The following is a 23,923-nucleotide window of genomic DNA, read 5'->3' as shown; positions in this document are numbered from 1 at the left end:
ACTCCCTTCTCTCTCTATCGCTCGGCGAGCGAGAGCATCGTCCGGTCGAGCGCGACGATCCGGCCACGCCGATTCGCCCCCTCAGGCGCCGACGACCGAGATCTCCTGTTTCCGGTCGATCGCGTACTCGAGTTCCTCGGCGATGGCGCTGCCCCGCGAGACCTGGATGTCCCCACCCCGTCCCACGGTAGCCGTAAAGAGGTACTCCCCCTCCGCGCGCACCTCGACCGTCTGTCCGGGCTGGGCGCGCTCCAGTTCGATCCGGACGTGTCTGGAGGTGATCTCTGGAACGACGGTCTCGCTGGCTTGCTCGGTCTGACCCCCGCTCCCGCCGCTCGGCGCGTTTCCTCCGCCGATCGCGCCGGGCTTCTCGTCGTGGGTCCGCACGTCGATGTCGATCCCTAACCGGTTCTCGACGTCGGTGATCCGCCCGCCGCCCTTGCCGATTACCGACGAGATGTCGTCCTCCTCGACGTAGACCACCGCGCGGTTCTGACTCTGGAGTTCGACGTCGACGTATCCCCGCGCGATCGAGCGGATCTCGCGTTCGATCTCCTGGCGGGCCAGCCGGTCGACGCCGCCCTCGTCCTCCTCCTCGCCCCCGATCGGGACCGTGACGACCTGCCGGTTGAACGTGTAGATCTCGTACTCCGGCGTGCCCGTCTCGTAGTCCCGGATGACGATCACCGGCCGGGTGAGGTCCTCCTCGGTCATCCCGTGGGGGACTTTCACCTCGGTCGTGACGTCGTAGACCGTGTGGACCATCCCGTCCTCGATGTAGACGACCGTATCGACGACCTGCGGGATCATCCCGAGTTCGACTCTTCCTATGAGGCGCTGGAGCGCGTCGATCGCCCTGGTGGCGTGGACGACGCCGACCATTCCGACACCCGCCAGCCGCATGTCGGCGAAGACGCGGAAGTCGGAGGTCTTTCTTACCTCGTCGTAGATCGTGTAGTCGGGTCTGACCATGAGCAGTGCGTCGGCGGTCTTCTCCATGGATCCACCGAGCGCCGTGTACTGGGTGATCCCCTCGTCGACCTGCAGGTCCCGCGGTTTCTCCATCGTCTTCACCGCGTAGCCCGAGTCGGCGAGAAAGCCCGCGACCGCCTGTGCGAACGTCGACTTCCCGGCACCGGGCGACCCCGCGATCAGCACCCCGCGCTGGCGAGACACCAGCCGGTCGCGGAGCTCGTCGGCGTACTCGTAGTCGTCGAGGTCGGTCTGCACGAGCGGCCGAACCGCGGTGATCTCGATTCCATCACTGAACGGCGGCCGGGCGATGGCGATCCGGTAGTCGCGGAACTGGATGATCGTCATCCCCGGCTCGCGCAGCTCGATGAACCCCTCGCGCGAGCGCTTGGCCGCTGTCTCGATCTCGCGCGCCATCTCCTCGATCCGCTCGGCGTCCAGTTTCCCCTCCGCGACGTGCTCGTAGACCATCTCGCCGATCGCCCCGCGTTTGGCCATCGGCGCGACGCCCGCCTTGAGGTGGACGCTCATCGTCTCCCCGTCGAAGTAGCCCTCGAGGTCAAGGCTGTCGATCGCCTCGACCCGCGGGGCGACGTACTCCACGTCGAGGCCCTTCGCCTCGGCGACCTCGCTCTGGACGATGTCGCTCGTGACGAACCTGGCACCCTCCTCGGCGGCGATGTCTCGGATCAGCGCGTCGATCTCTCCCTCGCTCGCCCGGTCGAGTTCGATCGCCTCGGGCCGTCGGCCGACGTACTCGATCGCGATCGCCCCCTCGTCGGCGAGGTCGGCCAGCCGTTTCAGCTCCTCTAGGCCGTCCCAGCCGGTGTCGTGGCCCTCGTTCGCCTGGTGTTCGAGCTCCCCGACGACCGCCTCGGGGATCAACACCGTCGCCCCGTCGTAGCTGCCGTCGCGGATCCGCTCTGAGATACGACCGTCGATAACGACGCTCGTGTCCGGAAGAACCTTCATGGGTGGCGTAGAGTCGGACCGGGTATAAGCGTGTGTCATGCACGATGGAAACGACTAAGCGAGCCACCGAGCGATGTCGCGCATGGACTCGACGCGAGGCACGCTCGGGGTCGCCGCCGCGCTCTGGCTCGGCCTCTACGGCGCCGTCGCGGTGGCGCTGTACGCCCTCTTCGGCGTCCTCAACGTCGTCCCCGGGAACGAACGCGCCGGCGTCGCGCTCGCGCTCGCGATCGTCGTCACCGGCCTCGCGCTGCTCTCGGTAATCGTGGATCGGCTGGTGTTCACCCGGGAACCGGAGGACCTCCTGACCCGCCAAACACCCTGGGTGCTCGTCCTCGTCGCGACGACCGTCGCCTCTACCGCCCTCCTGCTCTCGACGGCCGTCGCCTCCCCCGGGAACGCCGTCCTCTTCGGGATCGCGGTCGCGCTCCCGCTCACGGTCTTCCTCTTCGCGGCGGTGAACCTCGCGCGCTACCGGACGATGGAGCACGGGGCCCCGACCGGGGCCGGCGATCGCGAACACCGCGACTAAGCCCCTGTAGCGCACAGCGCCCCGCATGGACGACGTCGAGCGCCTGACGCGAGAACTGTGTACGGTCCCGAGCCACGAGGACGAGACCGCCGTCGGAGACCTGATCGAGCGCTGGCTGCGCGAGGAGACCGACGCCGATGTCGAGCGCGACGCGGTCGGGAACGTGATCGCCCGGAGAGGATCGAGTTCGGGGCCCCAACTCGCGCTCGTCGGCCACCACGACGTCGTGCCGCCGGACGAGGGACAGATCGAGGACGGGGAGTACGTGGTCGAGGGGCGCGACGGCAGGCTCTACGGCCGTGGCACTGCGGACATGAAGGGGTCGGTCGCGGCGGCGATGTGCGCGTTCGAAGACGCGGAGCCAACCTGCGAACTCGTCTTCGCGAGCTTCGTCGGCGAGGAGACGGGTGGGAGAGGCGCACGCTACGCGATCGAGAACGGGTTCTCCCCGGAGTACGCGGTCGTCGGCGAGGGCTCTACGAACTACTCGGGCGAGGACGTGACCGACGTGGTGATCGCACACAAGGGCCGACGTGGTGGCCGGATCGTCGCCCGCGGGAGGGCCGAACACGCGAGCCGACCGGAGGCTGGCGAGAACGCGATCTACCGGGCGTGCGACGCGGTCGGACTCGTCCGGGGGATGGAAGCCCCGACGGTGAGCGTCTTCGGCCACGATCTCTCGGGGAGCGTCGCCGTCACCGAGATAGATGGCGGCAGCGCGATGAACGTCATCCCCGAGCGCTGTGAGGCGACGGTCGACGAGCGGACGGTTCCGGGCGAGTACCTCCCACTCAAGGACGTCTCGCGGATCGAAGGCGTCGAGTGGGAGGTCGAGAGCGACCTGCCCCCGATGCGCTGTTCGGACGGGAGGTTCGCGGAGGCGACCCTCGACGCCGCAGCGGAGAGTCAAGAAGCGAGACCGGAACTCGTGACGAAGCCCCACGCGACCGACGCGGGCCGCCTCGCACGGGCCGGCACCGCCTGTGTCGTCTGCGGCGCGGCGGAGCCGGGCGAGGCGCACACGGAGGCCGAGAGCGTCTCGGTCGACGTACTCCGCCGGTGTTACCGGATCTACCGGAACGTCTCCGAATCGGAGGCGTTTCTCGAATGAGAAAGGGCCAGTCCTATTAGCCGTGACCGGGTAGAGGGGCTATCGTGAGCGACTCGTCGTCCTCGGGAGGCTCGCTCGGTACGACCGCGAAGTCCGAGGAGCCGCCGCTGTGGCGACAGCCGCAGGTGCTCGTGCTCGTCCTCGGACTCGTGATATTCGCGCTCGCCGCGGCGGTCGTCTTCGGTCCGGCGGGCTTCTTCGCGGCCGACGAGGCCCCCGAGCCACCGGAAGGCGAGACGGTGGGCGGAGAGGACGGCGAGACGCCCGAGGACGAGACGGACAATGCGGACGACGGCGAGGAGACGCCGACGGAAGCAGTGGACGATGACGACGCCGACCCGCCGGAGAGCGACGATACCGAGGCTGGAGAGACCGATGACGCCGCAGAGACGGACGACGCCACGGAGACCGACGATACGACGGAGACTGACGACGCAGACGACGCTGTGGAGGCCGGTGACGACGAACCAGAGGAGACCGACGATGCGGACGACACCGCGGAGACGGACGACGAGGGAGCGGACGACGATCAACCCGCAGGAGACGACGGCGCCGACGACGATGGAGCGACCGGAGACGACGACGCCGACGACACCCCTGAAGGTGACAATGATGACCCCGGTGACGACGACACCGGGACAGATGACGACACGGACGATGCGGACGACGACGCGAACGGAGACGACGACGGAAACGGCGATGACGACGCGGACGACGCGGACGACACCCCCGAAGGGGAAGACGATGACGATGCGAACGGCGACGACGAAGTCGACGATACGAACGGTGACGCAGACGACGAGGAGCCCGAGGAGGGAAATGAGGACGACGAAGGGGCTGGCGAGACCGACGACGGCGAGGAGTCGAACGGCGACACGGACGAGGAGAACGACGACGAGCCGATCGACGTAGTGATCGGTGACGAGGAGGACGACGATGCGGAGGATGCGGAGGGAAATGACGACAGCGGCGAGAGCGACGAGCCCGGAGACGACGACGCGAACGGCGAGGATGGGAACGGTGACGACGAAGCCGGGGACGAGGACGACGATTCGAACGGGGTCGACGACGGAGACGGCGATACCGATGACGGGGAGGATGCGGAGGGAAATGACGACGGCGGCGAGAGCGACAGCGAGGGGACGGACGACAGCGACGAGGACGGGAACGGTGACGACGGCCTGAACGGCGACGGCGAGGCCGATGACGACGATACGAACGGCGACGACGACGCGGACGACAACGGGGAGCCCGAGGAGGGAAATGAGGACGACGGAGGGACTGGCGAGACCGACGACGACCCCGGACCCGAGGGCGACGACGGGGCTGACGGCCCACCCGATCCGCCGGTCGATGACGGCGTCCCACCCGGACCACCGGGTGACGTCGATAACGCCACGGACGACGGGACCGGTCCGCCCGACGACGTCGGTAACGCAACCGTCGACGACGACGGATGAGACGATCCGACGGATCGGAACGGTCGGCGGAGTGACCGAGAACGACGAGTGACGCGACGCGCCGACCCGCCCCTGTCGGCTTCCGATACCACGGCGTTGATACCGTCGGCGTTCTCACCCGGGGTATGGCGAGCGAACCCGCCTCGAGCGAGGCGACGGAGACCTACGACGCGTTCGTGACGAAGGTGAAACGGCTCTCGAACATCGGCAACGCCGCGGGCGTGCTCCGCTGGGACCAGGAGGTGATGATGCCGGAAGGGGGCGTCACCGCGCGCGCCGAGCAGCTCTCGACGCTCTCGGCGCTCGTCCACGAGGAGCTCACCGACGAGGAGATGGGCGAGTTCCTCGAGGGGGTAGCGGGCGAGACGCTCTCGGAGGGACAGCGGGCGGTCGTTCGCGAGGTGCGACGGCGATACGACAGGAACACCCGCGTCGAGACCGAGCTCGTCGAGGAGATCTCGCGGACGACGAGCGAGGCACACCCGCTGTGGTCGGAGGCGAGAGCCGAGGACGACTTCGAGGCGTTCGCGCCGGCGCTGGAGGAGCTCGTCGACCTGAAACGCGAGTACGCCCGGCAGATCGACCCCGACGCCGACCCGTACGCCGTGCTCTTCGCCGACTACGAACCGTACCTCGACTTAGAGACCGCGGAGGCGATCCTGGGGGAGCTCCGCGACGAACTCGTCCCGCTGATCGACGCGATCGGCGAGAGCGACGCCGACCTCGCGACCGAGGCGCTCCGGGGGGGCGAGTTCGACGCCGACACCCAGGAGGCGCTCGCGCGCGACGCGCTCGACCTCCTCGGGTACGACTGGGACCGCGGCAGGCTCGACACCGCGCCACACCCGTTCTCGACCGGGACGCAGTTCGACGCCCGGGTGACGACGCGCTACGACGAGGCCGATCCGATCGGCGCCGTGATGAGCACGATCCACGAGTTCGGTCACGCGACGTACACGCTCGGGCTGCCCGACGACCACTACGGCACGCCGCTCGGCAGCGCCCGCGACCTGACCGTCCACGAGTCGCAGTCGCGGTTCTGGGAGAACCACGTCGGTCGAACGCGGGCGTTCTGGGAGCTGTTCCTCCCGACCGTCGGCGAGCGGTTCCCACAGCTCTCCGGGGTCGGCGTCGAGGAGGCCTACGAGGCGGTCAACCAGGTCTACGACGACAACCTCATCCGCGTCGAGGCGGACGAGCTCACCTACCACCTCCACATCGTGATCCGGTTCGAGGTCGAACGCGCGCTGATCGCGGGCGATATCGAGGTGGATGAGGTGCCCGAACTCTGGAACGACAAGTACGAGGAGTACCTCGGGATCCGGCCGGAGACCGACAGCGAGGGCTGCCTGCAGGACATCCACTGGAGCCACGGCTCGTTCGGCTACTTCCCGACCTACTCGCTCGGGAGCGTGCTCGCCGCCCAGCTGGACGCGACGATCCGCGAGGAGTACGACGTGGACGCGCTGGTCGAAGACGGCGAGTTCGGCCCGATCCACGACTGGCTCACCGAGAACGTCCACCGTCACGGCTGCCGGTACACCACTCCCGACCTCGTGGAGGTCGCAACGGGCGACCCCTACAGCGCCGAACCGTTCGTGGAGTACGTCACCGAGAAGTACGACGCGCTCTACGACCTCTGACCTCGTGAACCGCCGGCACCACGACTACGCGTCCGCCGTGTCTCTCACGAGTATGCCCGACATCGGCAACCCGTTCGGCGTCGACCTCGCGACCACGATATTCGGCGCGGGGCTCTCGTTGGTGCTTTCGGCGGCGGTTATGGAGTACGGCTACCGGATCCCCGAGTACGAGAGCGGGCGAACTGCTCGGTATCGCCGGCATCGCCCTCGTCGCCCTCGGCACGCTCACGGGACTCGTGCTCGTACTCCGGGGGCTTCGCTGAGGCTTCCCGTCGTCGATCCTCGCGTCAGACCCCGTACTCGCCGAGGACGTACGAACTCCCGCTCTCGATGCCCGTCCAGACGATCCGGATCGTCTCGTCGACCGGTTCGACCGTCACCGACGTCCCGACGCGCGATCCACCTGCGAGGGTGTCCTCGTCGGCCACGCCGTGGACGGTGAGCGTCCCCGCCTCGATCGCTCTGCCGTGGGTGTGGGTGATCGTCAACTCGTCGCCCGACGAGGAGAACGAGTAGCTCACCGTCGGTGCCGGCTCCAGCGGCCCGAAGCCAAGCAGCATCGCTCCCGCCGCCCCCGCGAGCACGACCGTGATCGCGACCATCAGCACGACGCCGACGACCGGCGAGACGGCGCGTTCCCCTTCTCCCTCCCTCACTCCCCAGGTCATACCCGAACGGAGCACGACGACGGGGATAGGTATGGTTCGCCGGAAGCCGTTAGCCGACCGGTAAGCGGTCGGGTATCGAAGCGGAATACTTCTGTACCGGGTCCCTAAGCGGGGTATGTCCCAAGAGGTACAGGTCGAGACGGAACGGGAATTGGAGCGGACGCTCGGCCTGACGGCGGCGCTGGCCATAGGGATCGGGACGATGATCGGCGCCGGCATCTTCGTCTTCCCGGGGATCGCGGCGGGCCGGGCGGGACCGGCCGCGGCCGCCTCGTTCGCCATCGGGGCGGTGATCGCACTGCTCGTCGCGCTCCCGGCCTCCGAACTCGCGACGGCGATGCCGAAGAGCGGTGGCGGCTATTACTTCATCTCGCGCGGCTTCGGTGCCTTTCTCGGCTGCCTCGTGGGGTTGAGCCTCTGGACCGGGCTGGTGTTCGCCTCGGCGTTCTACCTCGTCGGCTTCGGCGAGTACGCTGCGGCGCTCGCTGGCGGCGGCGATCGCTGGTTCGTCACGGCCGTCGCGCTCGTCGGCGGGGTCGTCCTCACGGCGGTGAGTGTCGGGGGAACCGAGAAGGCGGGAGAGCTCCAGAACGGCATCGTCACGCTCTTGCTCTCGATCCTGGTCGTCTTCCTCGTCTTCGGCGTGCTCGACTCCCTCGGCGTCTTCGGCGCCGAACAGGTCCCCGAGCGGTTCGCCCCGTTCGGGCTCGCCCCGGTCTTCACGACCGCGGCACTGGTGTTCACCTCCTACCTCGGCTTCGTCCAGGTCGCGACCGTCGCGGGAGAGATCAGAGAGCCGGGCCGGAACCTCCCGATCGCCATGGTCGGGAGCGTGCTCGTCGTCGGCACGCTCTACGTCGTGATGATCTACGTCTCCACGAGCGCCTTCGGTGCCGAACGGCTGGCCGAACTCGGCGAGACCGCCCCCGTCGAGGTCGCCCGCTCGTACGCCGGCACGCCCGGCGCGATAGCGATCCTCGTCGCGGGACTGCTCGCGACGGTCTCCTCCGCGAACGCCTCGATCCTCTCGTCCTCGCGGGCGATCTACGCGCTCTCGAAGGACAGGCTGCTGCCCGACGGGGTCGCCGTCGTCAACGAGCGCTTCGGTACGCCACACGTCGCCCTGGGTCTCGCGGGCGGGCCGATCCTCGCGCTCGTCCTCTTCGGACGCGTCGAGGTCCTGGCGGAGGTCGCCTCCTTCCTCCACCTCGTGATGTACGGGCTGATCTGTCTCACCGTGATCGAGCTCCGCCGACGGGAGCCGGGGTGGTACGATCCGAGCTTCCGAATGCCGGGGTCACCGGTCCTACCAGCCGTCGGCGCCGTCTCGAGCTTCGGACTGATCTACTTCATGGCGAACCTCTCGATACTCGTCGGCTGTGTGGTGCTCGTCGGCGCCGCCCTGTGGTACGCTTTTTACGGCCGGGACGTCTCTCTCCGAGGAGCGCACTGACCATGCCGAAACGAACCACGCTCGTCCCGGTCTCGGTGCGAGAGGACGTCACGCTCCCGTCGGTCGTCTACGACCTCGTCGGCTCGCTGCGGGTGGTCCTGCTCGGCACCTACCAGGTGCCGGAACAAACCCCACCCGAGCAGGCCAGGGAGAACTTCGAGGAGGTAGCGAGAGAGCGTCTCGAAGCGCTCGCCGAGGGCTTCTCGGATCGAGGAACCGAGGTCGAACCGCTGCTCGTGTTCACGCCGGATCGCGCGGAGACGGTCGACCGGGTCACCGTCGAACGCGAGTGCGGCTCGGTGCTCTTCCCGGGCGTCGCGGAGTCCCTCGAACGGGTGCTCGTCCCCGTGAGGAGCGAGACGAACCTCGAACGGATCCTCGAGGTCGTCGCCAGGATCGCGAACGGGACGACGACGACGATCACGCTCTTTCACGTCTCCGGGGAGGACGAAGAGGAGGGGGAGGCCGACCTGCTGCTCCGCGGGGCGCGAGCACGCCTCGTCTCCGCGGGCGTCCCCCCCGGTTCGATCGACCTCCGGACCGAACGCTCCGAGGAGCCCATCGCGACGATCCTCGCGGCCACGGAGGAGGCCGACGCTGTCGTCATCGGGGAGACGAAACCCTCGCTCCGGACGATGGTCTTCGGGGACGTCCCGATGCGGATCGTCGAGGAGGCGCTCTGTCCGGTGATCGTCGTCCGCCGCGACTGACCGCTACCCGACCGTTGATATCCGTCGCGTGAACAACGGTACCCATGTCCGCAGACGCGTACGACGACCTCCTGGCGCGGTACGAACGGGTCGCGAACCTCGGGCACGCGGCCGGGGTGCTCGGCTGGGACCAGCAGGTGATGATGCCCGACGGCGGCACGCCCGCCCGCGCGGAACAGCTCTCGACGCTCTCGACCGTTCGCCACGAGGCACTGACGAGCGACGGGCTCTCGCGGGCGATAGACGGAGCCGGGAACGAGGAGCTCGACGACGAGGAGCGGGCGGTCGTCCGCGAGGTCCGCCGTCAGCACGAGCGGGCGGCGAGCGTCCCGAGTGACCTCGTCGAGGAGCTGGCTCGGACGCGCGCCGAGGCGACACGGACATGGCGGGAGGCGAAGCGAGCGGACGACTTCGCGGCGTTCGCACCGACGCTCTCCCGCCTGCGCGAGCTCCAGGTCGAGCGCGCCGAGCAGATCGATCCCGAGAAGAGCCCGTTCGAGGTGATGTACGAGGACGCCCAGCCCTGCCTCCCGCTCGCAGAGGTCGAGTCGGTCTTCGACCGGCTCAGGGAGGGACTCGTCCCGATGATCGAGGCGATCCGGGAGAGCGACGACCTCGCCTCGCCCTGGGAGGGGAGCTACGACGAGGCGACGCAGATGGCGCTCAGCCGCGACGCGCTCGACCTCCTCGGGTACGACTGGGACCGCGGCAGGCTCGACACCGCGCCACACCCGTTCATGGCCGGCAACCAGTTCGACGGCCGGATCACCACCCGCTTTCGCGATGGCGACCCGATCGACGCGCTCACGGCGACGATCCACGAGTTCGGCCACGCCACCTACCAGCTCGGACTTCGTCGGGACGCCTACTCGAACCCCCTCGGGGAGCCGCGATCGAGCGGCGTCCACGAGTCGCAGTCGCGGTTCTGGGAGAACCACGTCGGTCGAACACGGGCGTTCTGGGAGCTGTTCCTCCCGATTTTCGAAGATCGATTCCCACGACACGAGGACCTGGACGTGGAGACGGTCTACGAGGCGGTGAACCGGGTCGACCCGGACAACCTCATCCGGGTCGAGGCGGACGAGCTCACCTACCACCTCCACGTCCTGCTGCGGTGTGAGATCGGCCGGGCGTTCGTCGAGGGGAAGATCGAGGTCGACGAGATTCCGGGGCTCTGGAACGATCGGATGGAGGAGTACCTCGGCGTTCGGCCCGAGACCGACAGCGAGGGCTGCCTGCAGGACATCCACTGGTCCTCGCGGTTCGCCGCCTTCCACGGGTACACGATCGGCAGCCTGATATCGGCACAGGTCGACGCGGCGATCCGCGAGGAGTACGACGTGGACTCGCTGGTCCGCGAGGGGGAGTTCGGGCCGATCCACGACTGGCTCACCGAGCGCGTCCACCGCCACGGCTGTCGGTACGAGACGTCGGAGCTGGTGAGGGTAGCGACCGGGCAGGAGTTCGGTTCGGAGGCGTTTCTCTCCTACGCCGAGGAGAAGTTCGGCGGGCTCTACGGGCTGTGAGCCGGTCCCACGTTTCGAGACAGCGTGCAGAACGGTTATCCGTCGGGACGATGTAGTTATCTTCGTCATGGGGTGTATGCGCGGAGAGGAGAGCAAGGAGCGCGGCGTATCGGAGAGTACGATCGCGGTCGCGTCCGTTCCGGCGGAGGCGGCGGTGCTGGAGGGGACGCTACGTTCGGTGAAGGACGTTCGATTCGAACTCGAGACGGTCGTCGCGAGCGGGAGCGACGCGCCGATCCCGTTGATCTGGGCGTTCTCGGACGACCTCGACACGGTCGAGGCCGCACTCGACGACGACGAGACGATCGAGAGCTACGACCGGCTGAGCGACGGCACGGGCCGTCGACTCTACCGGATGAAGTGGGTGCGAGGGGCCGAGGCGATCGAGCACCTGCTGGACGATGCGGGGATCATCCTCGACGCCTACACGCGGGATCACGACTGGTGTGTCAGGCTCCTGTTCGAGGAGCGCTCGGCGCTCTCGGATGCGGTACAGCGGTGTGAGTCGTCCGGGATCGACCTCTCGGTCGAGATGATCAAGGACGTCTCGATCGACTCGGAGGAGCCACACACCCTCACCGACGGCCAGCGGGTGACGCTCTCTGCGGCCTACGAGAACGGCTACTACGACGTCCCACGTGCGGTCACGCTGAGCGAACTCTCGGAGGAGCTCGGCATCAGCCACCAGTCGCTCTCCGAGCGTCTGCGCCGGGCACACCGGGCCGTGATCGAGGAGCTGGTCCACGAGGGAACCGTCGAATCGACCGTCGCGAGCACCGACAGCCCACGGACGATCACGAGCGACTGACCACGAGCGACGGGTCGCGACGACCTCTCCGGTCCGAGCGCCACCCGTGCCATCTTTTGGCACGGGCGGTGGACTTATGTGATGGTGTGTCATAGCACTACAGGTATGGCCTCCGCACAGCACGACGACCTGTTCGACCAGTTCCTCACCCAGCGTGGACACGAGACCGGTCCGGCGGGCTGGGTGACCGAGTACAACAAAAAGCAGTGTCCGGAGTGTGGTGGGCTTCACGATCGATCCGCGACCGAGTGCGGGGTCTGCGGCTGGCATCCTCGGTAACGGACCGACGTGACCGAACGTCCCTCGAACTCGACTCCCCAGAGGGTTCCTTAGAGGGGATCTTGTCGTCTCTCGAAGAGGGACAGGAGCGATCGAAACCCACGGAGCTTATCATCCAGGCGGGCGTGTCCGGTTGCAATGACCGACTCTCACGTCACCCGGCTGTTCGGCGGCCCGGGCACCGGGAAGACGACGGCGCTCTTAGACCGCGTGGACGAGATCCTAGAGGAGGACGTCGCGGTCAACGACATCCTCGTCGTCTCCTACACCAGGGCGGCCGCCGCGGAGATCAGGGAACGGCTCGCCGAACGGCTCGACGTCTCGCCGCGCTCGCTCCAGGGCAACGTCTGTACGATGCACGCGAAGGCGTACGAGCTGCTCGACCTCTCGCGCGGCGACGTCGTCGGCGAGAAGGACAAAAAGGAGTTCTGTGAGGCCTACGGGCTGGAGTACCAGGACGAGTACGAGGGCGCACACCGCCGGACGGCCCGCTCGACCGCGCTCGGCAACAAGGTGATCGCGACGAGCCAGTGGCTCCAGCGCACCAGCAGGGAGGTCGCCGACTGGTACGACGTCCCGTTCCAGTGGGACATCGAGACGGTGCGGCTCCCTCCGGAGCTCGACCCGAACTCGCTGGAGGGGAACAAGTACACCCCCACGTGGCCCTCCTCTGATGACCGACTCGACATCCCCGAGGCGATCCGCGGCTGGCGGGCGCACAAGGGCAACGAGGGGCTCGTCGGCTTCGCCGACATGTTAGAGCGCGTAAAGCAGCGCTCGCTCGTCCCGAACGTCGACTACCTCGTGATCGACGAGTTCCAGGACATCACGACACTCCAGTACGACGTCTACGAGGAGTGGAAACCCCACATGAAGCGGGTGCTGATCGCCGGTGACGACGACCAGGTCGTCTACGCCTGGCAGGGCGCCGATCCGTCCTTACTGCTCGAAGAGGAGGGCGAGGACGTCATCCTCGACACCTCCTACCGGCTCCCCTCCCGGGTGCTCGACGTGGTCCAGACCGAGGTGCGTCACATCGAGGTCCGCCAGGAGAAGAACCTCAAACCGCGAAAGGAGGGCGGGATCGTCGAGGCGGTCGAGAACCCCTCGATGCTCGACCTGGTCAGGAACGTGCGGGGGACGATAAACTCCACGCCCGACGAGACGGTGATGGTGCTGTTCAGGGCGCGCTATCAGATGTTCGGCTTCATCGACGAGTTCATCGGCGAGGGGATGCCCTTCAAGATCCTCACCGACCAGCGGATGTGGACCGACCGCCTCTCGGCGTACGTGAGCGGCGTCGAGAAACTGGACGAGGGCGAGGCGGTGAACGGCCTCGAAGCGAGACGGCTCGCCGATATGTTCGCCGACAGCGCGTTCGGGACGAACGACCGCGACGACCTGTTCACCCTGATCGACGACCGGAAGGAGGCCGAGGGTGCGGACGACCTCACCGAGATCGAGGTCACGCCCGAGGAGATCAAGAGTCGCGTCCCCTTCCTGCCCGACCCCGCCTCGGCGGCGGACATGTCCCGGAAGATCACGAGCTTCCAGCGAAAAAGCATGGAGGCGTACTTCCGTGGCTCGCACGCCGACATGGACCCGAACCGAGTGAGAATAGGAACGATCCACTCCGCGAAGGGGCGCGAGGCCGACCACGTCTTCGTCGCGACCGATTTGACCGAAAAAGTCGTCGAGCAGATGGCCGCGACGGTCGACCAGCAGGGGATCGAGGTCGAGGGTGAGTTCACCCGGACGACGAACCCGGTACCCGTGCTCACCGACAACGAGCGCCGGGTGTTCTACGTCGGGATGAGCCGGGCACGCGAGCGACTCGTCCTGCTCCAGAACCTCGTCGACGGCGCGCCGACGCTCCCGATCGACGTGCTGCTCAGGAACCGCCCGACTGGCGAGGAGCCGACCGAACTCATCGCCGAACTCACCGGCGAGGCCGAGGCACCCAGAGCGGATTAGATGGCCGGGCGGCTGCGCACCGACTACGAGCCGATCGCCGCGGAACTGGCCGAACGCGACGCAGACGCGTTCGTTCACGTCGGTGACCGCTTCGACGACGATCTGCGGTACCTCACGCGGTTTTCCGGGCCAGACAGGGCCTACGCGTTCGTCTATCGGGAGGACGAGGCCTTCCTCCCTGCGCCCGCGCTGTTCGCCGAGCAGGCAGAACGCGACTTCCCGGGGACCGTACTCCCGGCGGGAGACGGCCCACGGAAGACCGCGAGCGAGCGCGCCGCGGACCTCCTCGAACCCGACTCGACCGTGCTCGTTCCGGCGCACGTCCCGCACGAAACGGCGGTCCGCCTCGAACGCGCCGGTCACGACCTCGCCTCGACGACCGTCGTGGACGGGATGCGTGCGGTGAAGAGCGACGCCGAGATCGACCGCCTGAGAGCCGTTCAGACAGCGACGGTCGAGGGGATGCGCCGCGCGGAGACGGTGCTGGCGGAGGCGGTCGTCGAGGGCGACGGCGTGCGGTGGGCGGGCGAGACGCTCACGACCGAACGGCTCAGACGGGAGGTGAACGCGACGTTCGCAGCCGAGGGCCTGACGGACGCGGGCAACACCGTGATCGGTGCGGGGCCCTCGTGTGCCGACCTCCACTTCACCGGCAACGACACGATCGTGCCGGGCGAGACGGTTCTTCTCGACCTCTCGCCACGCGGTCCGGACGGCTACTACGGCGACTGCTCGCGCACGTTCGTCGTCGAGAGCGAGGGCGGCTGGGAGCGCCGGGCGCACGTCGCGGTCGAACGCGCACAGGACGCCGCCTTCGACGCCCTCTCCAGTGGGGCGGGAACGCCCGCGAACGAGGTCCATCGCGAGGCCGCGGCGGAGATCGGCGCGTACGGCTTCTCCCCGACCGGCGAGCCGGGGTTCACCCACGGGATCGGTCACGGCGTGGGTGTGAGCCTCCACGAGGCACCGTCGATGCGATCCTCGGAGCCCCTCGAACCCGGGATGGTCCTCACGGTCGAACCCGGCGTCTACGACGGCACGATCGGCGGCGTCCGGATCGAGGACCTCGTACTCGTCACCGAGGATGGCTACGAGCTCCTCGGCGAGTACCACCGATCGCTCGTCCCCCGGTTGGAGTGAGCACGAGCGTGGGTACGCGATCACCGACGAGGAGCACAGCGGGTTCGGCGTCGGGGCGGGGAGCCGACGAAACGAGGGGCTGTTTTTCGGGTGTCCGTCGGACTCGACGAAACGACCGCTACCCATCCAGCGAGGTCCCCCACGGGATTCGCGTGTGGGTCACGCACGGACCGCGACGGTCTGGAGGTACCGGTTCTCGACGACCGCGGTCCCGTCGGTCGCGCGGTTGTACCGGTCGAAGACGGCCGCGAGATCCGCGCGGAGGCGCTCGCCTGCCTCCGCGTCGATCGCCTCGAGCGCCCTGACCGTCGGTCCGAAGTACGTGCCGAACACCTCCACGGCGTGGTCGACCGACCGGTAGTACTGCAGCGCCGTCCGTCGGTCGTTCTCGATCGAACGAACGCCCGCACCGAGCAGTTCGCCGAGTCCGTCGTCCGTTCCCCACCGGTGGGGCGGTTCGACGCCGGGTGGCGGCGGGACGTACTCGGCGTGGGCGGCGAAGAAGTCCCCGCTCCAGCCCTCGGGGATCGGACCGGCGAGCCCGATCGTCCCGCCCGGACGACAGACTCGGAGCAGTTCGCTCGCCGCCCGCTCCTGGTCCGGCGCGAACTGCACGCCGTAGACCGAGAGCACCGCGTCGAAGCTGTCGTCGGGAAACGGTAGCTCCTGGGCGTCCCCGACGTGGAACTCCGCGTCGAGGCCCGCGGCGGCCGCCCGGGCCCGTGCGCGCTCGATCAGTCCGGGGACGTAGTCGACGCCCGTCACCTCGCAGTACCGCCGCGCCGCGACGAGCGCTGCCGTTCCGCTGCCACAGGCCACGTCCAGCACGCGCTGGCCCGGGCGCGGGTCGACCGCCTCGCAGAGCGCCTCGGCCATGACGATGTTCTGTCTGGCGACCTCGTTGAAGTCGCCGGTCGACCAAGTCTCTCGCTGCCGGTCGGTCACCTCGGTGTAGTCGGCTACTCCTCCGTCGTCGGTCATCTCGGTTTCACTCCTCGGAGAGCCCTCCGACCCGGACGGAGATATACACGCCCGGTGAGAGGCCGAGAGTCGAGTCGGTACTGCTCGGTCGGCGATCGTCCGTGAGTGCGACAGATCGTTCGTCGTGCGGCGGTCCCTCGCCGCGTGTGTCCTCCCCGTTCGTGTCCCTCACCGCACGGCACGCTCGGCCTCCGCGAACGAGACGACGGGTGCGACGTGGGCGTCGTGGTCGGTGAGCAGGGGTGGTCCGAGGAACGCGGTGACTCCTTCGAAGGAGTCGGCTTCCAGCACGAAGTAGAACGTGTGCTCGTTCGGGCAGACGTACGCCCCGTGTACCTCGACGTCGGCGTCGGCCGCCGTCTCCTCCATTCCACCGATCCACTCCGTGGCTTTCCCCTCGTTCTCCTCCCGTGCCCAGCAGTTCTCCGTGCTGTGTGTCATCGTGACGACGTAGCGCACTCGGATCACCCGGCCCCGTTTTCGATCGTCTCGCCGCGGAGGTCGATCCGGGTCACCGGAAGCCCCACACGCTCTGCGTGTTCGTACAGCGCCTTTTCGCTCTCCGCCTGGTAGTGACAGAACGTCCCCGTGACCGATCCGTCGGTTCGAGTTCGCACGTCCGACTTCAGCCACCGGATACCGACACCCTCGTCGGCGAGTTGCTGTACGACCCCGACGGCGTGTTCGGCAGCGGATTCGAACTCGTGTCTGGGAAGTGGTTCGTCCAGGTTGCGGAGGATCAGGTAGTCCTCCAGTTCGGTTTCGGTCATGTTTGTCACCTCTTCGCACAGGGAGCTACGACCGCCGGGGTACTGTAAATTCCTAGTGAAATATTTCACGGAGTGAAAGCGACGGTTCGCCGGGAACGAATCGGGAGTTCGGTCGGTCGCAGAGATCGCGTCGTGGGGCGGCTATCCTGCCGAAAGCGACACACCGGCTACTACCGATCGTCACGGGACGGTGAACCCCTCGGGGATCGGCGTCGCCGTGGCGGCCTCGTCGGCCGGTCGTGCCTCGTCGCGATAGCGTTCGAAGACCGAGAGCGCCCACTCCCGGGCCTCGGGTGCGTCGGTGTCGATCCACGCCAGGAGCGCTCTGGAGTCCGCGTCGTGACAGCAGATTCCCACCCGGTGGTCGAAGATGCCGATGCCACAGCGCTCCCTGTCGGGCAGGTCGTCGTGGACCAGGACGGTGCAGTGGTCCCGGGAGGTCGCCCGCTCGACCATCTCGGGGTTCCAGGCGACGGTCGCCGCCAGCACGTCCGGGGGGTAGACGTACTCGAACGCCATCCCGTCGAGCACCGCCAGACAGACCGCCTCGTTGGCGATCGACTTGAACACCGTCGTCCCCAGCCCACACATCGAGTCGCTCTCCTCGACGAGCTGGATCACCCGTTCGACGGGCTCGTACGGGTAGCCCGGTCCCGGGTAGGCGACGACGGCGTCCGCGAACAGCTCCACCGAAAAGCCTTCCATCTCGCGGGGGAGCCACCGCCAGACGTCGCGCAGTTTCCGCTCGGTCTCCATCGCCTCGCGCAGCTCAGAAAAGCGCTCGGCGACGAACGCCCCCAGCGGCGTCAGCTCGTACCTCGGACCGATCCGTTCGATCCAGCGCCGATCCTCGAAACTGCCCAGAACGCGTCCCATGGTGGGCGAGGACGCCCCCGTCGTCGCACGCAGGCCGTCCCGGTCACAACCCCGTTCCGCGAGCGCGTCGAGCACGCCGACGCGGTGTCTCGAGCTGGCGATGAACTCGATATCGTCGATCACCGAATCCATGGTAACAGTACGCACGGAAGAGTCGATACGTGTTCCGGTGGCTCCGTCGCCTCTCTACTCCTCCCGGGAGCGACCCGGGAGCCGACGCCTAATCCAGTCGCGCGGGCCGCCGACCTTGCGCGTGAGGTACTCCGGGAGGACGAGCATCACCGCCGCGAGCGAGAGGAAGCCGAGACCCAGAAGCGGCTGACCCCCGCCGAGGAACTCGACGCCGATGATCGCCAGCGGGATGGCGAAGACCAGCCCCGAGGCGAGTTGTATCAGCGTGAGCAGCCCGGGCGAGTTCATACCGTACCTACTCGACCGGAGGGGAAAAGCGCCACGTCACGGATCGGGGATCAGAGCCCGAACAGCGAACGGAGGAACTCGACGAGCCGCTCCCAGAGGCTCCGTGTCCCCCCCTCCTCGCCCGTCACGTCCTCGCCGCCCCCGTCGGGCGTCCCGTCGTCCGACGCGGGAGCGTCGTCCTCGGCGTCCGATTCCTCGCCCGCCGGTGTGGGCGTCGGCGTGGCCTCCTCCGCGCCGAACTCGACGTCGATCCCCGCCCTGATGCGTTCGTCGCGCGCTTCGAGCACGCCGAGGCGGTGCAGCGCCTCCTGGAGGGTGACGATCTCGATGTCGCGTTCGAGCGCCTCCTCGATGACGAAGCGGATGCGCTCTTCGGGGAGCGTCTCGTGGTTCGAGTGACCGGCGAGGACGCCGAAGTCCGGATCGGTCGCGATCGTATCGAGCACCGCGAGCACCCGATCGTCGTCCATCGAGTCGGTCTCCACGTATCCCCGGGTCAGCGAGAGCGGGTCCGGGTCGAGATCGGGGTTGAACGGCCCGCGACCGGGCCGGCCGTTCGGCGTGGCGTCGTAGACCGACGGGACGACGTTCCTGACGCCCTCAACCCAGTCGTAGGTGTGGACGTAGCCGTCGACCCGCCCGCCCTGGTCCTCCAGCCAGCCCTCTAGCGTCGACTGTGACCCGGCGAGCACCTCCTCGGTGAACGCGTCGGTGTAGCGGACGACCGCCTCCGAGGAGAGCGACTCGGGGAGGCCCTCCTCTACGAGGAGAAACCGCTCGTCGTCGTCCTCGCGCTCGCGGCCCGCGGCGGTCGCCTCGACCCGGCTGTCGCCGTCGATGAAGACGAGCGGGTCGCCCGAAAAGCGTCCCTGGAGGTCGCTCCTGACCGGGATCCGCGTCTCGCCGGCCTCGACGCTCCCCTCGAGCGGTACCTCACCGAGCAGCCGGTGGTGGTTCGTGTGGCTCATCACCTCCCAGCCCTCCGCGTGGATCTCCCGGAGCTGTCCCGGCGAGAGCCACTCGCCCGAACCGTCCTCCATCAACCCCGGGCAGGCAGCGATACAGCCCGGGACGTCGTACTCCCGGTGGACCCGAAACGTCTTCGTGTAGTCCTCGGCCGGGCTGTCGTCGTAGACGAGGACCAGCAGGCCCGCCGCCTCCCCGGTCGCCGATGCCCGCGGCGCGTGGGCCGCCCACGCGAGCCCCGCCGCCCCCGCCCCGGTCGTCCGGAGGAACCCCCGCCGGGTCCGTCCTCTCTCCTGTCCGGTCATGTCGAGCGAGGGGAGTCGTCCCTGGCGGTTACCTATTCGCTCGGTAAACCTGTCGAGAATTCCGAACAGTGTGTATTTGCTATACTTTTGTCTCAGGAGTCCAGGATCGTGTGGCGGCAGACGGGACAGGCCCTGTCGTCGTTCCCCGTGTCGAACGTCGACTCCGTCCCCGTCCACTCACACTGCGGACACGTACGCACGCTGATAGCCATCGTGTACGTGGCGACCCCTCACAGCCGTCAATCTGTCGCATGCACACATGAGTCGCCTTCGAGGAGTGGGGGGGTGTATCGAGAGTTCCCATACGACCCGACAGTATTATCATATATTAATATGGGGGTGGGCGGAACGGGTTTAGCCCGCACTCACCAACCCGGGGTATGTTCACCGGGATCGTCGAGGAGCGGGGCGTGGTGCGCGAGGTCACCCACGACGAGGGTGAGAGACGCCTCTGGATCGACTGCTCGTTCGCCGACGCGCTCCGTGAGGGCGAGAGCGTGAGCGTGAACGGGGCGTGTCTCACCGTCGAGCGAACGGACGCCGCGGGCTTTTCCGTGTTCCTCGCGACCGAGACGGTCGAGCGGACCTATCTCGGGGAGGTCGAAGAGGGCGAGGAAGTGAACCTCGAACGGGCGATGACTGCCGGGGGACGGTTCGACGGCCACGTGGTCCAGGGTCACGTCGACGCGACCGCTCGCGTCGAGTCGGTCGAGCGGGTGGGCGAGGACTGGCGGTTTTCCTTCTCGCTGCCCGCGGCACTCGCACGCTACGTCGTCGAGAAGGGCTCGATCACGGTCGACGGTATCAGCCTCACGGTCGCCGATCTCGGCACCGAGACGTTCTCCGTGGCGATCGTCCCGACGACCTACGAGGTGACGACGCTGTCGGCGAAGTCGGCGGGCGATCCGGTCCACCTCGAAGTGGACGTGATCGCGAAGTACGTCGAATCCGTGACCGAACCGTACGCCGACGGACCGGCGACCGTCGACCGGTGAGCACCTCTCTCCGTGAGCGCTGCCTGTCTCGCGGTACCGGCCGGCAGCGAGTTCGCGTCCGGTCTCGAAGTGGAACTCCTCGACCGGCCGTTCGGCGCCCCCGGTAGATGCTCTTGACCGTCCGTTCGAGGCGGTCGAATTCGTGCGAGTCGGTTATTCTCGATCCCCTCGCGGGTTCGCACCCGCCACCTCGGTGGGGGTGGTGATCGTCACCTCGACGTCCTGGGCGAGCGAGACGAGCGTGTAGACGGGCGCCCGCCGCGCCCACTCGTCGACGAGGTCCTTCTCGAGCGCCTCGCCCTCGATCTCGATCTCGACCGTCAGGTTCTCGAAGACGCCGTCGGCCTCGGTGAGGTCAGCGAGGCTGAAGAGGACGCGGGGATCGACCTCGGTCCGGACCCGCGTCTGGAGCCCCTCGACGTCGACGCCGTTCGCGACGGCGTTGACCGTGATCCCGACGTTGATACAGGCGGCGAGCGCGGCCAACGCGCCCTCGATCGGATCCATCCGGTCGGTCGCACCGATCCACCCACCGGCGTCGAGCAGCTCCTTACAGCCGCCGTACGGGATCGTGTAGTCGCGGGTCTCGCGCACGATCACCTCGTCACCGAGCGTGTAGCTGTCGACCTTTGACAGGCTGTGGCCGCAAGTCCCCTCGTACGTCGAGCGGGCTCCGAGACCGAGCGTGATCGCGTCGGGGTGTTCGGCCGCGCGTTCGGCGAAGGCGTCGAGTCGGTCGAGCTCGACACCGTGCATCACTCGTTCGTCGTTTGACATGGTCTCGTCTTCCCCACTCCCGAGACCGGATACGAACGCGAACACGAGGTAGCTACCGACTGGGATTTGGGCGCCCCGTGACCGTCGTGCAGCGGGTGATCGACCGGACGGACGGGCGCGGGGTCCGTTCCGTGGACCACCGCTCGACCCGGTATCGCGACTGACGACGGCGAGAGTGAGACGAGAAACGTCGACCGAGCGGCCTCGATCACGACACAGGATCGAGGTGGTCACTCCTGGATCGGGTCGAGCGGGAGCGTCGGCGTCGTGCGTCGGTAGGCGGTGTACGTCGACTCGGCCCACTCGTACACCGCTGGGGCGTCGCTGTCGACGAGCACGCGGACGGTCACGCCCTCGGGGCCGTAGCCGCTGATCGCGACCCGGTCGTCGAAGAGACAGACCCCGTACGAGGGCAGGTCGTCGTGTAATCGGATCGTGAGGTCACCCCTCTCGAAGGTCGTCGAGAACTGCTCCGAACGGGTCGAGCGGATGTAGTTCGCGACCCTGGGCGGGGCGATGAGGTCCGCGTGCATCCCGTCGTCGAGCCGCCGGCAGAGTTCGTCCCGGCACGGCTCGAGCAGCGCCACGTCGAACCCGACGGCCCGGAACCGATCCGACCCCTCGAACAGGGAGACGAACCGGTTCACCGGAGCGTACGGGGCGTCGGCGGCGGCGACCGTCACGGCCGCATCGGAGACCATCTCGATCGTGAAGCCGCTCTCCTCGCCCGGGAGCCACCCCCAGACGTCCCGCAGCGTCTGCTCGGTCTCGACGCGGTCGATCAGCTCCACCATCCCCGAGGCGATGTACGCCCCGAGCTGGGTCGTCTCGTACTGGTAGTCCACCTTTCGAACCCAGTTTCGGTCCTCGAACTCGCGGATCGTCCGTCGGATCGTCGAGGAGGAGACGCCGGTCAGCTCGACCAGTTCGGATCGGCTCCGGGGACGGACCGTCGACGCCGCGAGCGCCGCCACCCGGTGGTCCGCCCGCGTGAGGTACGCGATGTCTTCGACCGGCGATCTCGATCTACTCGGTTTCATGCTGTCGTGTCCGTGCCGGGTCGGGCGCGACGGTGGACCGGTCGAGGGTTGGCGACGGGAGTCGGGGGACCTTTTCCGCACTCCTCACGCGCTGGCCGCTGCCGACGGACGAGTTCTTCTAGCGCGGGTTCCCCCTCGGCGTTCTCGCTCGCGCCTCCGCTCACCGACCCCATCGTCTCGCCACTTCGGATTACCATGGGCGCAGAACCGGAAATATTCACCGGGTGAAATCCACTCACCGGGTGGGACGATCCCGGGTGATGAACGAACGTGACAGTCCAGAAGTGGATCCCGACCGCTCCGCTCGCGGCCACGAACCGGGCGAGTGGCCCCTCTCGAGAACCCGTCCGGCGCTCGTCGACGACCACGGTCTCGCACGGACTGCTGTAGCCTGTACCGTTCGGACCGAGCGGTACACAGTACAGGGTCCGTATCAGGGGTCGAACTCGGTGCGCTCGGGAATCAGCTCGCGTTCGTCGAGGCGCTCGATGCCGGCGTCCCTGTACGCCTTCATGTAGCGCGAGGCTTTCCGATAGAGTATGTAGGCGACGAAGCCGTCGTAGAGGACGATGAACCCGAGCAGTGCGATCGGGAGGGTGATCCAGGTCGCGGAAGCGACGAGCAGGCCGGGGACGATCCCCGCGAGGCTGTTGTACAGCGCGTGGAGGATCGCCGCGATCGTCAGCCCCTTTATCACGATCGGGCCCGCGTTCTCGGGGTTGAACTTCGCGAGGCCGAGGTAGAAGCCGGCGATGGCCGAGTAGAGGACGTGTCCGGGGCCGGCGAGTGATCGGACCGCAGCGGTCGCGCCGGCCTCGTCGACGACCTCCATCGCGGCCAGCCCCGAGTCCAGTCCCTGCGTGATGTAGAAGGCGTTCTCGATGGTGGCGAAGCCGAGGCCGGCGACCGCGCCGTAGACCATCCCGTCGATCACCGCGTCGAAGCGCGTCGATCGGTAGGCGTAGAGCCGTACGGCGAGCAGTTTCACCGTCTCCTCGACGGGGCCGACGACGAGGAAGAAGAAGAGGACGAGTCCGAGGAAGCCGAGGGCGCCGAAGGCCGGTTGCAGGACGCTGTTGATGACGGCCGCGAACATCGCGAAGAGGACGGCGAGCAGGAAGGTGACGACGAGCAGCGAGAGCGGCTCGCCGGTCGTCACGTCGGCGTACCAGATGTAGACGGCGATCCCCAGGGCGGGGACGACCGAGAGGAAGACGAGCGTGCCGACGACGGGGTCGGCGACGAGCACGCCGACACCCCCGAGGATCAGCTGTGCGAGCAAGAGGACGAACGCGAGCGCCACGAGCACCACCCGCAGGCTCACGGCGCCGAAGCGGTGGATCCCGACCGCGAGCGAGTCGAGGAACGACCGACGCTCCCAGGTCGTGATCTCGTAGAGGTCGCGATCGTCGCTCGTCTCGCGCTCGACCGGATCCCGGCCCCTGTTCATACCCACCGTTGGGCCGGCCGGTCCCTAACCGTTCCCCCGGCGGGAGAGCGCCGTCCCGACTCGGCACGCTCAACACCCCCGTCCCCATAGCGGGC

23 protein-coding genes are annotated in these 23,923 nt (G+C 67.9%); 12 read left to right on the top strand and 11 right to left on the bottom strand.

Annotated elements, in window-relative coordinates; translation table 11 throughout:
- Nucleotides 1-81: 81 nt before the first annotated feature.
- The gene (locus V2L32_RS08460) at nucleotides 82-1,944 is read right to left on the bottom strand and encodes a PINc/VapC family ATPase (RefSeq protein WP_331236050.1); all 1,863 of its coding nucleotides are present in this window, start codon (nucleotides 1,942-1,944) and stop codon (nucleotides 82-84) included.
- Between the two features lie 82 nt (nucleotides 1,945-2,026).
- Between V2L32_RS08460 and V2L32_RS08455 the strand changes: the two genes are divergently transcribed.
- The 4 genes from V2L32_RS08455 (at nucleotide 2,027) to V2L32_RS08440 (ending at nucleotide 6,690) form a co-directional block, all read left to right on the top strand.
- Nucleotides 2,027-2,476: a hypothetical protein gene (locus V2L32_RS08455; RefSeq protein ID WP_331236049.1), complete on the top strand. Its 450-nt coding sequence runs from the start codon at nucleotides 2,027-2,029 to the stop codon at nucleotides 2,474-2,476.
- A gap of 25 nt (nucleotides 2,477-2,501) precedes the next feature.
- On the top strand, nucleotides 2,502-3,587 hold the full coding sequence (locus tag V2L32_RS08450; protein ID WP_331236048.1) for a M20 family metallopeptidase: 1,086 nt from the start codon (nucleotides 2,502-2,504) through the stop codon (nucleotides 3,585-3,587).
- A gap of 44 nt (nucleotides 3,588-3,631) precedes the next feature.
- Nucleotides 3,632-5,047, top strand: a complete 1,416-nt coding sequence (locus V2L32_RS08445; protein WP_331236047.1) for a hypothetical protein — start codon at nucleotides 3,632-3,634, stop codon at nucleotides 5,045-5,047.
- Between the two features lie 125 nt (nucleotides 5,048-5,172).
- Nucleotides 5,173-6,690 carry a carboxypeptidase M32 gene (locus tag V2L32_RS08440; protein WP_331236046.1) on the top strand — a complete coding sequence of 506 codons (1,518 nt, stop codon included), beginning with the start codon at nucleotides 5,173-5,175 and terminating at the stop codon, nucleotides 6,688-6,690.
- A 287-nt stretch (nucleotides 6,691-6,977) separates the two neighbouring features.
- Here the strand turns inward: V2L32_RS08440 and V2L32_RS08435 are convergent, their stop codons facing one another.
- Complete coding sequence (locus V2L32_RS08435) at nucleotides 6,978-7,358, bottom strand: type IV pilin N-terminal domain-containing protein (protein WP_331236045.1); 381 nt, start codon at nucleotides 7,356-7,358, stop codon at nucleotides 6,978-6,980.
- 115 nt (nucleotides 7,359-7,473) lie between these two features.
- Here V2L32_RS08435 and V2L32_RS08430 point away from each other — a divergent pair, with 115 nt between their 5' ends.
- From V2L32_RS08430 to V2L32_RS08400, 7 genes are all read left to right on the top strand, one after another.
- Nucleotides 7,474-8,811: an APC family permease gene (locus tag V2L32_RS08430; protein WP_331236044.1), complete on the top strand. Its 1,338-nt coding sequence runs from the start codon at nucleotides 7,474-7,476 to the stop codon at nucleotides 8,809-8,811.
- Nucleotides 8,812-8,813: 2 nt separating this feature from the next.
- Nucleotides 8,814-9,521 (top strand): universal stress protein, encoded by a 708-nt coding sequence (locus V2L32_RS08425; RefSeq protein ID WP_331236043.1) that lies wholly within the window; start codon nucleotides 8,814-8,816, stop codon nucleotides 9,519-9,521.
- 44 nt (nucleotides 9,522-9,565) lie between these two features.
- Complete coding sequence (locus V2L32_RS08420) at nucleotides 9,566-11,047, top strand: carboxypeptidase M32 (RefSeq protein WP_331236042.1); 1,482 nt, start codon at nucleotides 9,566-9,568, stop codon at nucleotides 11,045-11,047.
- A gap of 67 nt (nucleotides 11,048-11,114) precedes the next feature.
- Entirely contained in the window at nucleotides 11,115-11,855 is a 741-nt protein-coding gene (locus V2L32_RS08415) for a helix-turn-helix domain-containing protein (RefSeq protein WP_331236041.1), read from the top strand.
- Between the two features lie 105 nt (nucleotides 11,856-11,960).
- Nucleotides 11,961-12,134 carry an HVO_0416 family zinc finger protein gene (locus V2L32_RS08410; protein ID WP_331236040.1) on the top strand — a complete coding sequence of 58 codons (174 nt, stop codon included), beginning with the start codon at nucleotides 11,961-11,963 and terminating at the stop codon, nucleotides 12,132-12,134.
- Between the two features lie 138 nt (nucleotides 12,135-12,272).
- The gene (locus V2L32_RS08405; RefSeq protein WP_331236039.1) at nucleotides 12,273-14,108 is read left to right on the top strand and encodes an ATP-dependent helicase; all 1,836 of its coding nucleotides are present in this window, start codon (nucleotides 12,273-12,275) and stop codon (nucleotides 14,106-14,108) included.
- A complete protein-coding gene (locus tag V2L32_RS08400) occupies nucleotides 14,109-15,248 on the top strand; it encodes a M24 family metallopeptidase (RefSeq protein ID WP_331236038.1) in 1,140 nt (379 codons plus the stop codon).
- A 159-nt stretch (nucleotides 15,249-15,407) separates the two neighbouring features.
- Here V2L32_RS08400 and V2L32_RS08395 read toward each other — a convergent pair whose 3' ends face one another.
- The 6 genes from V2L32_RS08395 to V2L32_RS08370 form a co-directional block, all read right to left on the bottom strand.
- A complete protein-coding gene (locus tag V2L32_RS08395; protein WP_331236037.1) occupies nucleotides 15,408-16,229 on the bottom strand; it encodes a class I SAM-dependent methyltransferase in 822 nt (273 codons plus the stop codon).
- A 168-nt stretch (nucleotides 16,230-16,397) separates the two neighbouring features.
- A complete protein-coding gene (locus V2L32_RS08390; protein WP_331236036.1) occupies nucleotides 16,398-16,670 on the bottom strand; it encodes a DUF3303 family protein in 273 nt (90 codons plus the stop codon).
- A gap of 23 nt (nucleotides 16,671-16,693) precedes the next feature.
- Nucleotides 16,694-16,999, bottom strand: a complete 306-nt coding sequence (locus tag V2L32_RS08385; RefSeq protein ID WP_331236035.1) for a DUF4242 domain-containing protein — start codon at nucleotides 16,997-16,999, stop codon at nucleotides 16,694-16,696.
- Nucleotides 17,000-17,179: 180 nt separating this feature from the next.
- Entirely contained in the window at nucleotides 17,180-18,007 is an 828-nt protein-coding gene (locus V2L32_RS08380) for a helix-turn-helix transcriptional regulator (RefSeq protein WP_331236034.1), read from the bottom strand.
- Between the two features lie 54 nt (nucleotides 18,008-18,061).
- A complete protein-coding gene (locus V2L32_RS08375) occupies nucleotides 18,062-18,295 on the bottom strand; it encodes a DUF7533 family protein (RefSeq protein ID WP_331236033.1) in 234 nt (77 codons plus the stop codon).
- 50 nt (nucleotides 18,296-18,345) lie between these two features.
- Nucleotides 18,346-19,566 carry a polysaccharide deacetylase family protein gene (locus V2L32_RS08370; RefSeq protein ID WP_331236032.1) on the bottom strand — a complete coding sequence of 407 codons (1,221 nt, stop codon included), beginning with the start codon at nucleotides 19,564-19,566 and terminating at the stop codon, nucleotides 18,346-18,348.
- Between the two features lie 380 nt (nucleotides 19,567-19,946).
- On the opposite strand from V2L32_RS08370, the gene V2L32_RS08365 reads away from it, so the two are divergent.
- On the top strand, nucleotides 19,947-20,561 hold the full coding sequence (locus V2L32_RS08365; RefSeq protein WP_331236031.1) for a riboflavin synthase: 615 nt from the start codon (nucleotides 19,947-19,949) through the stop codon (nucleotides 20,559-20,561).
- 153 nt (nucleotides 20,562-20,714) lie between these two features.
- Here V2L32_RS08365 and V2L32_RS08360 read toward each other — a convergent pair whose 3' ends face one another.
- The 3 genes from V2L32_RS08360 to V2L32_RS08350 form a co-directional block, all read right to left on the bottom strand.
- On the bottom strand, nucleotides 20,715-21,317 hold the full coding sequence (locus V2L32_RS08360) for an OsmC family protein (RefSeq protein ID WP_331236030.1): 603 nt from the start codon (nucleotides 21,315-21,317) through the stop codon (nucleotides 20,715-20,717).
- A 251-nt stretch (nucleotides 21,318-21,568) separates the two neighbouring features.
- Nucleotides 21,569-22,378 carry a helix-turn-helix transcriptional regulator gene (locus V2L32_RS08355; protein WP_331236029.1) on the bottom strand — a complete coding sequence of 270 codons (810 nt, stop codon included), beginning with the start codon at nucleotides 22,376-22,378 and terminating at the stop codon, nucleotides 21,569-21,571.
- Nucleotides 22,379-22,811: 433 nt separating this feature from the next.
- Entirely contained in the window at nucleotides 22,812-23,828 is a 1,017-nt protein-coding gene (locus V2L32_RS08350; RefSeq protein ID WP_331236028.1) for a PrsW family intramembrane metalloprotease, read from the bottom strand.
- Nucleotides 23,829-23,923 lie beyond the last annotated feature (95 nt).

Origin of the sequence: Halalkalicoccus sp. CGA53 (assembly GCF_036429475.1) — an archaeon.
Taxonomy (GTDB): domain Archaea; phylum Halobacteriota; class Halobacteria; order Halobacteriales; family Halalkalicoccaceae; genus Natronorarus; species Natronorarus salvus.
The sequence above is the reverse complement of the archived record's forward strand: the minus strand, read 5'-3'. Positions and strand labels throughout refer to the sequence as shown.

Excerpts from the sequence above, each read along its gene's own strand:
- V2L32_RS08425 (WP_331236043.1), top strand. The coding sequence starts at position 8,814 with ATGCCGAAACGAACCACGCTCGTCCCGGTCTCGGTGCGAGAGGACGTC.
- V2L32_RS08430 (WP_331236044.1), top strand. The coding sequence starts at position 7,474 with ATGTCCCAAGAGGTACAGGTCGAGACGGAACGGGAATTGGAGCGGACG.
- V2L32_RS08380 (WP_331236034.1), bottom strand. The coding sequence starts at position 18,007 with ATGGATTCGGTGATCGACGATATCGAGTTCATCGCCAGCTCGAGACAC.
- V2L32_RS08350 (WP_331236028.1), bottom strand. The coding sequence starts at position 23,828 with ATGAACAGGGGCCGGGATCCGGTCGAGCGCGAGACGAGCGACGATCGC.
- V2L32_RS08455 (WP_331236049.1), top strand. The coding sequence starts at position 2,027 with ATGGACTCGACGCGAGGCACGCTCGGGGTCGCCGCCGCGCTCTGGCTC.
- V2L32_RS08460 (WP_331236050.1), bottom strand. The coding sequence starts at position 1,944 with ATGAAGGTTCTTCCGGACACGAGCGTCGTTATCGACGGTCGTATCTCA.
- V2L32_RS08375 (WP_331236033.1), bottom strand. The coding sequence starts at position 18,295 with ATGAACTCGCCCGGGCTGCTCACGCTGATACAACTCGCCTCGGGGCTG.
- V2L32_RS08405 (WP_331236039.1), top strand. The coding sequence starts at position 12,273 with ATGACCGACTCTCACGTCACCCGGCTGTTCGGCGGCCCGGGCACCGGG.
- V2L32_RS08400 (WP_331236038.1), top strand. The coding sequence starts at position 14,109 with ATGGCCGGGCGGCTGCGCACCGACTACGAGCCGATCGCCGCGGAACTG.
- V2L32_RS08420 (WP_331236042.1), top strand. The coding sequence starts at position 9,566 with ATGTCCGCAGACGCGTACGACGACCTCCTGGCGCGGTACGAACGGGTC.
- V2L32_RS08355 (WP_331236029.1), bottom strand. The coding sequence starts at position 22,378 with ATGAAACCGAGTAGATCGAGATCGCCGGTCGAAGACATCGCGTACCTC.
- V2L32_RS08450 (WP_331236048.1), top strand. The coding sequence starts at position 2,502 with ATGGACGACGTCGAGCGCCTGACGCGAGAACTGTGTACGGTCCCGAGC.
- V2L32_RS08395 (WP_331236037.1), bottom strand. The coding sequence starts at position 16,229 with ATGACCGACGACGGAGGAGTAGCCGACTACACCGAGGTGACCGACCGG.
- V2L32_RS08415 (WP_331236041.1), top strand. The coding sequence starts at position 11,115 with ATGGGGTGTATGCGCGGAGAGGAGAGCAAGGAGCGCGGCGTATCGGAG.
- V2L32_RS08370 (WP_331236032.1), bottom strand. The coding sequence starts at position 19,566 with ATGACCGGACAGGAGAGAGGACGGACCCGGCGGGGGTTCCTCCGGACG.
- V2L32_RS08390 (WP_331236036.1), bottom strand. The coding sequence starts at position 16,670 with ATGACACACAGCACGGAGAACTGCTGGGCACGGGAGGAGAACGAGGGG.
- V2L32_RS08360 (WP_331236030.1), bottom strand. The coding sequence starts at position 21,317 with ATGCACGGTGTCGAGCTCGACCGACTCGACGCCTTCGCCGAACGCGCG.
- V2L32_RS08365 (WP_331236031.1), top strand. The coding sequence starts at position 19,947 with ATGTTCACCGGGATCGTCGAGGAGCGGGGCGTGGTGCGCGAGGTCACC.
- V2L32_RS08440 (WP_331236046.1), top strand. The coding sequence starts at position 5,173 with ATGGCGAGCGAACCCGCCTCGAGCGAGGCGACGGAGACCTACGACGCG.
- V2L32_RS08385 (WP_331236035.1), bottom strand. The coding sequence starts at position 16,999 with ATGACCGAAACCGAACTGGAGGACTACCTGATCCTCCGCAACCTGGAC.
- V2L32_RS08410 (WP_331236040.1), top strand. The coding sequence starts at position 11,961 with ATGGCCTCCGCACAGCACGACGACCTGTTCGACCAGTTCCTCACCCAG.
- V2L32_RS08435 (WP_331236045.1), bottom strand. The coding sequence starts at position 7,358 with ATGACCTGGGGAGTGAGGGAGGGAGAAGGGGAACGCGCCGTCTCGCCG.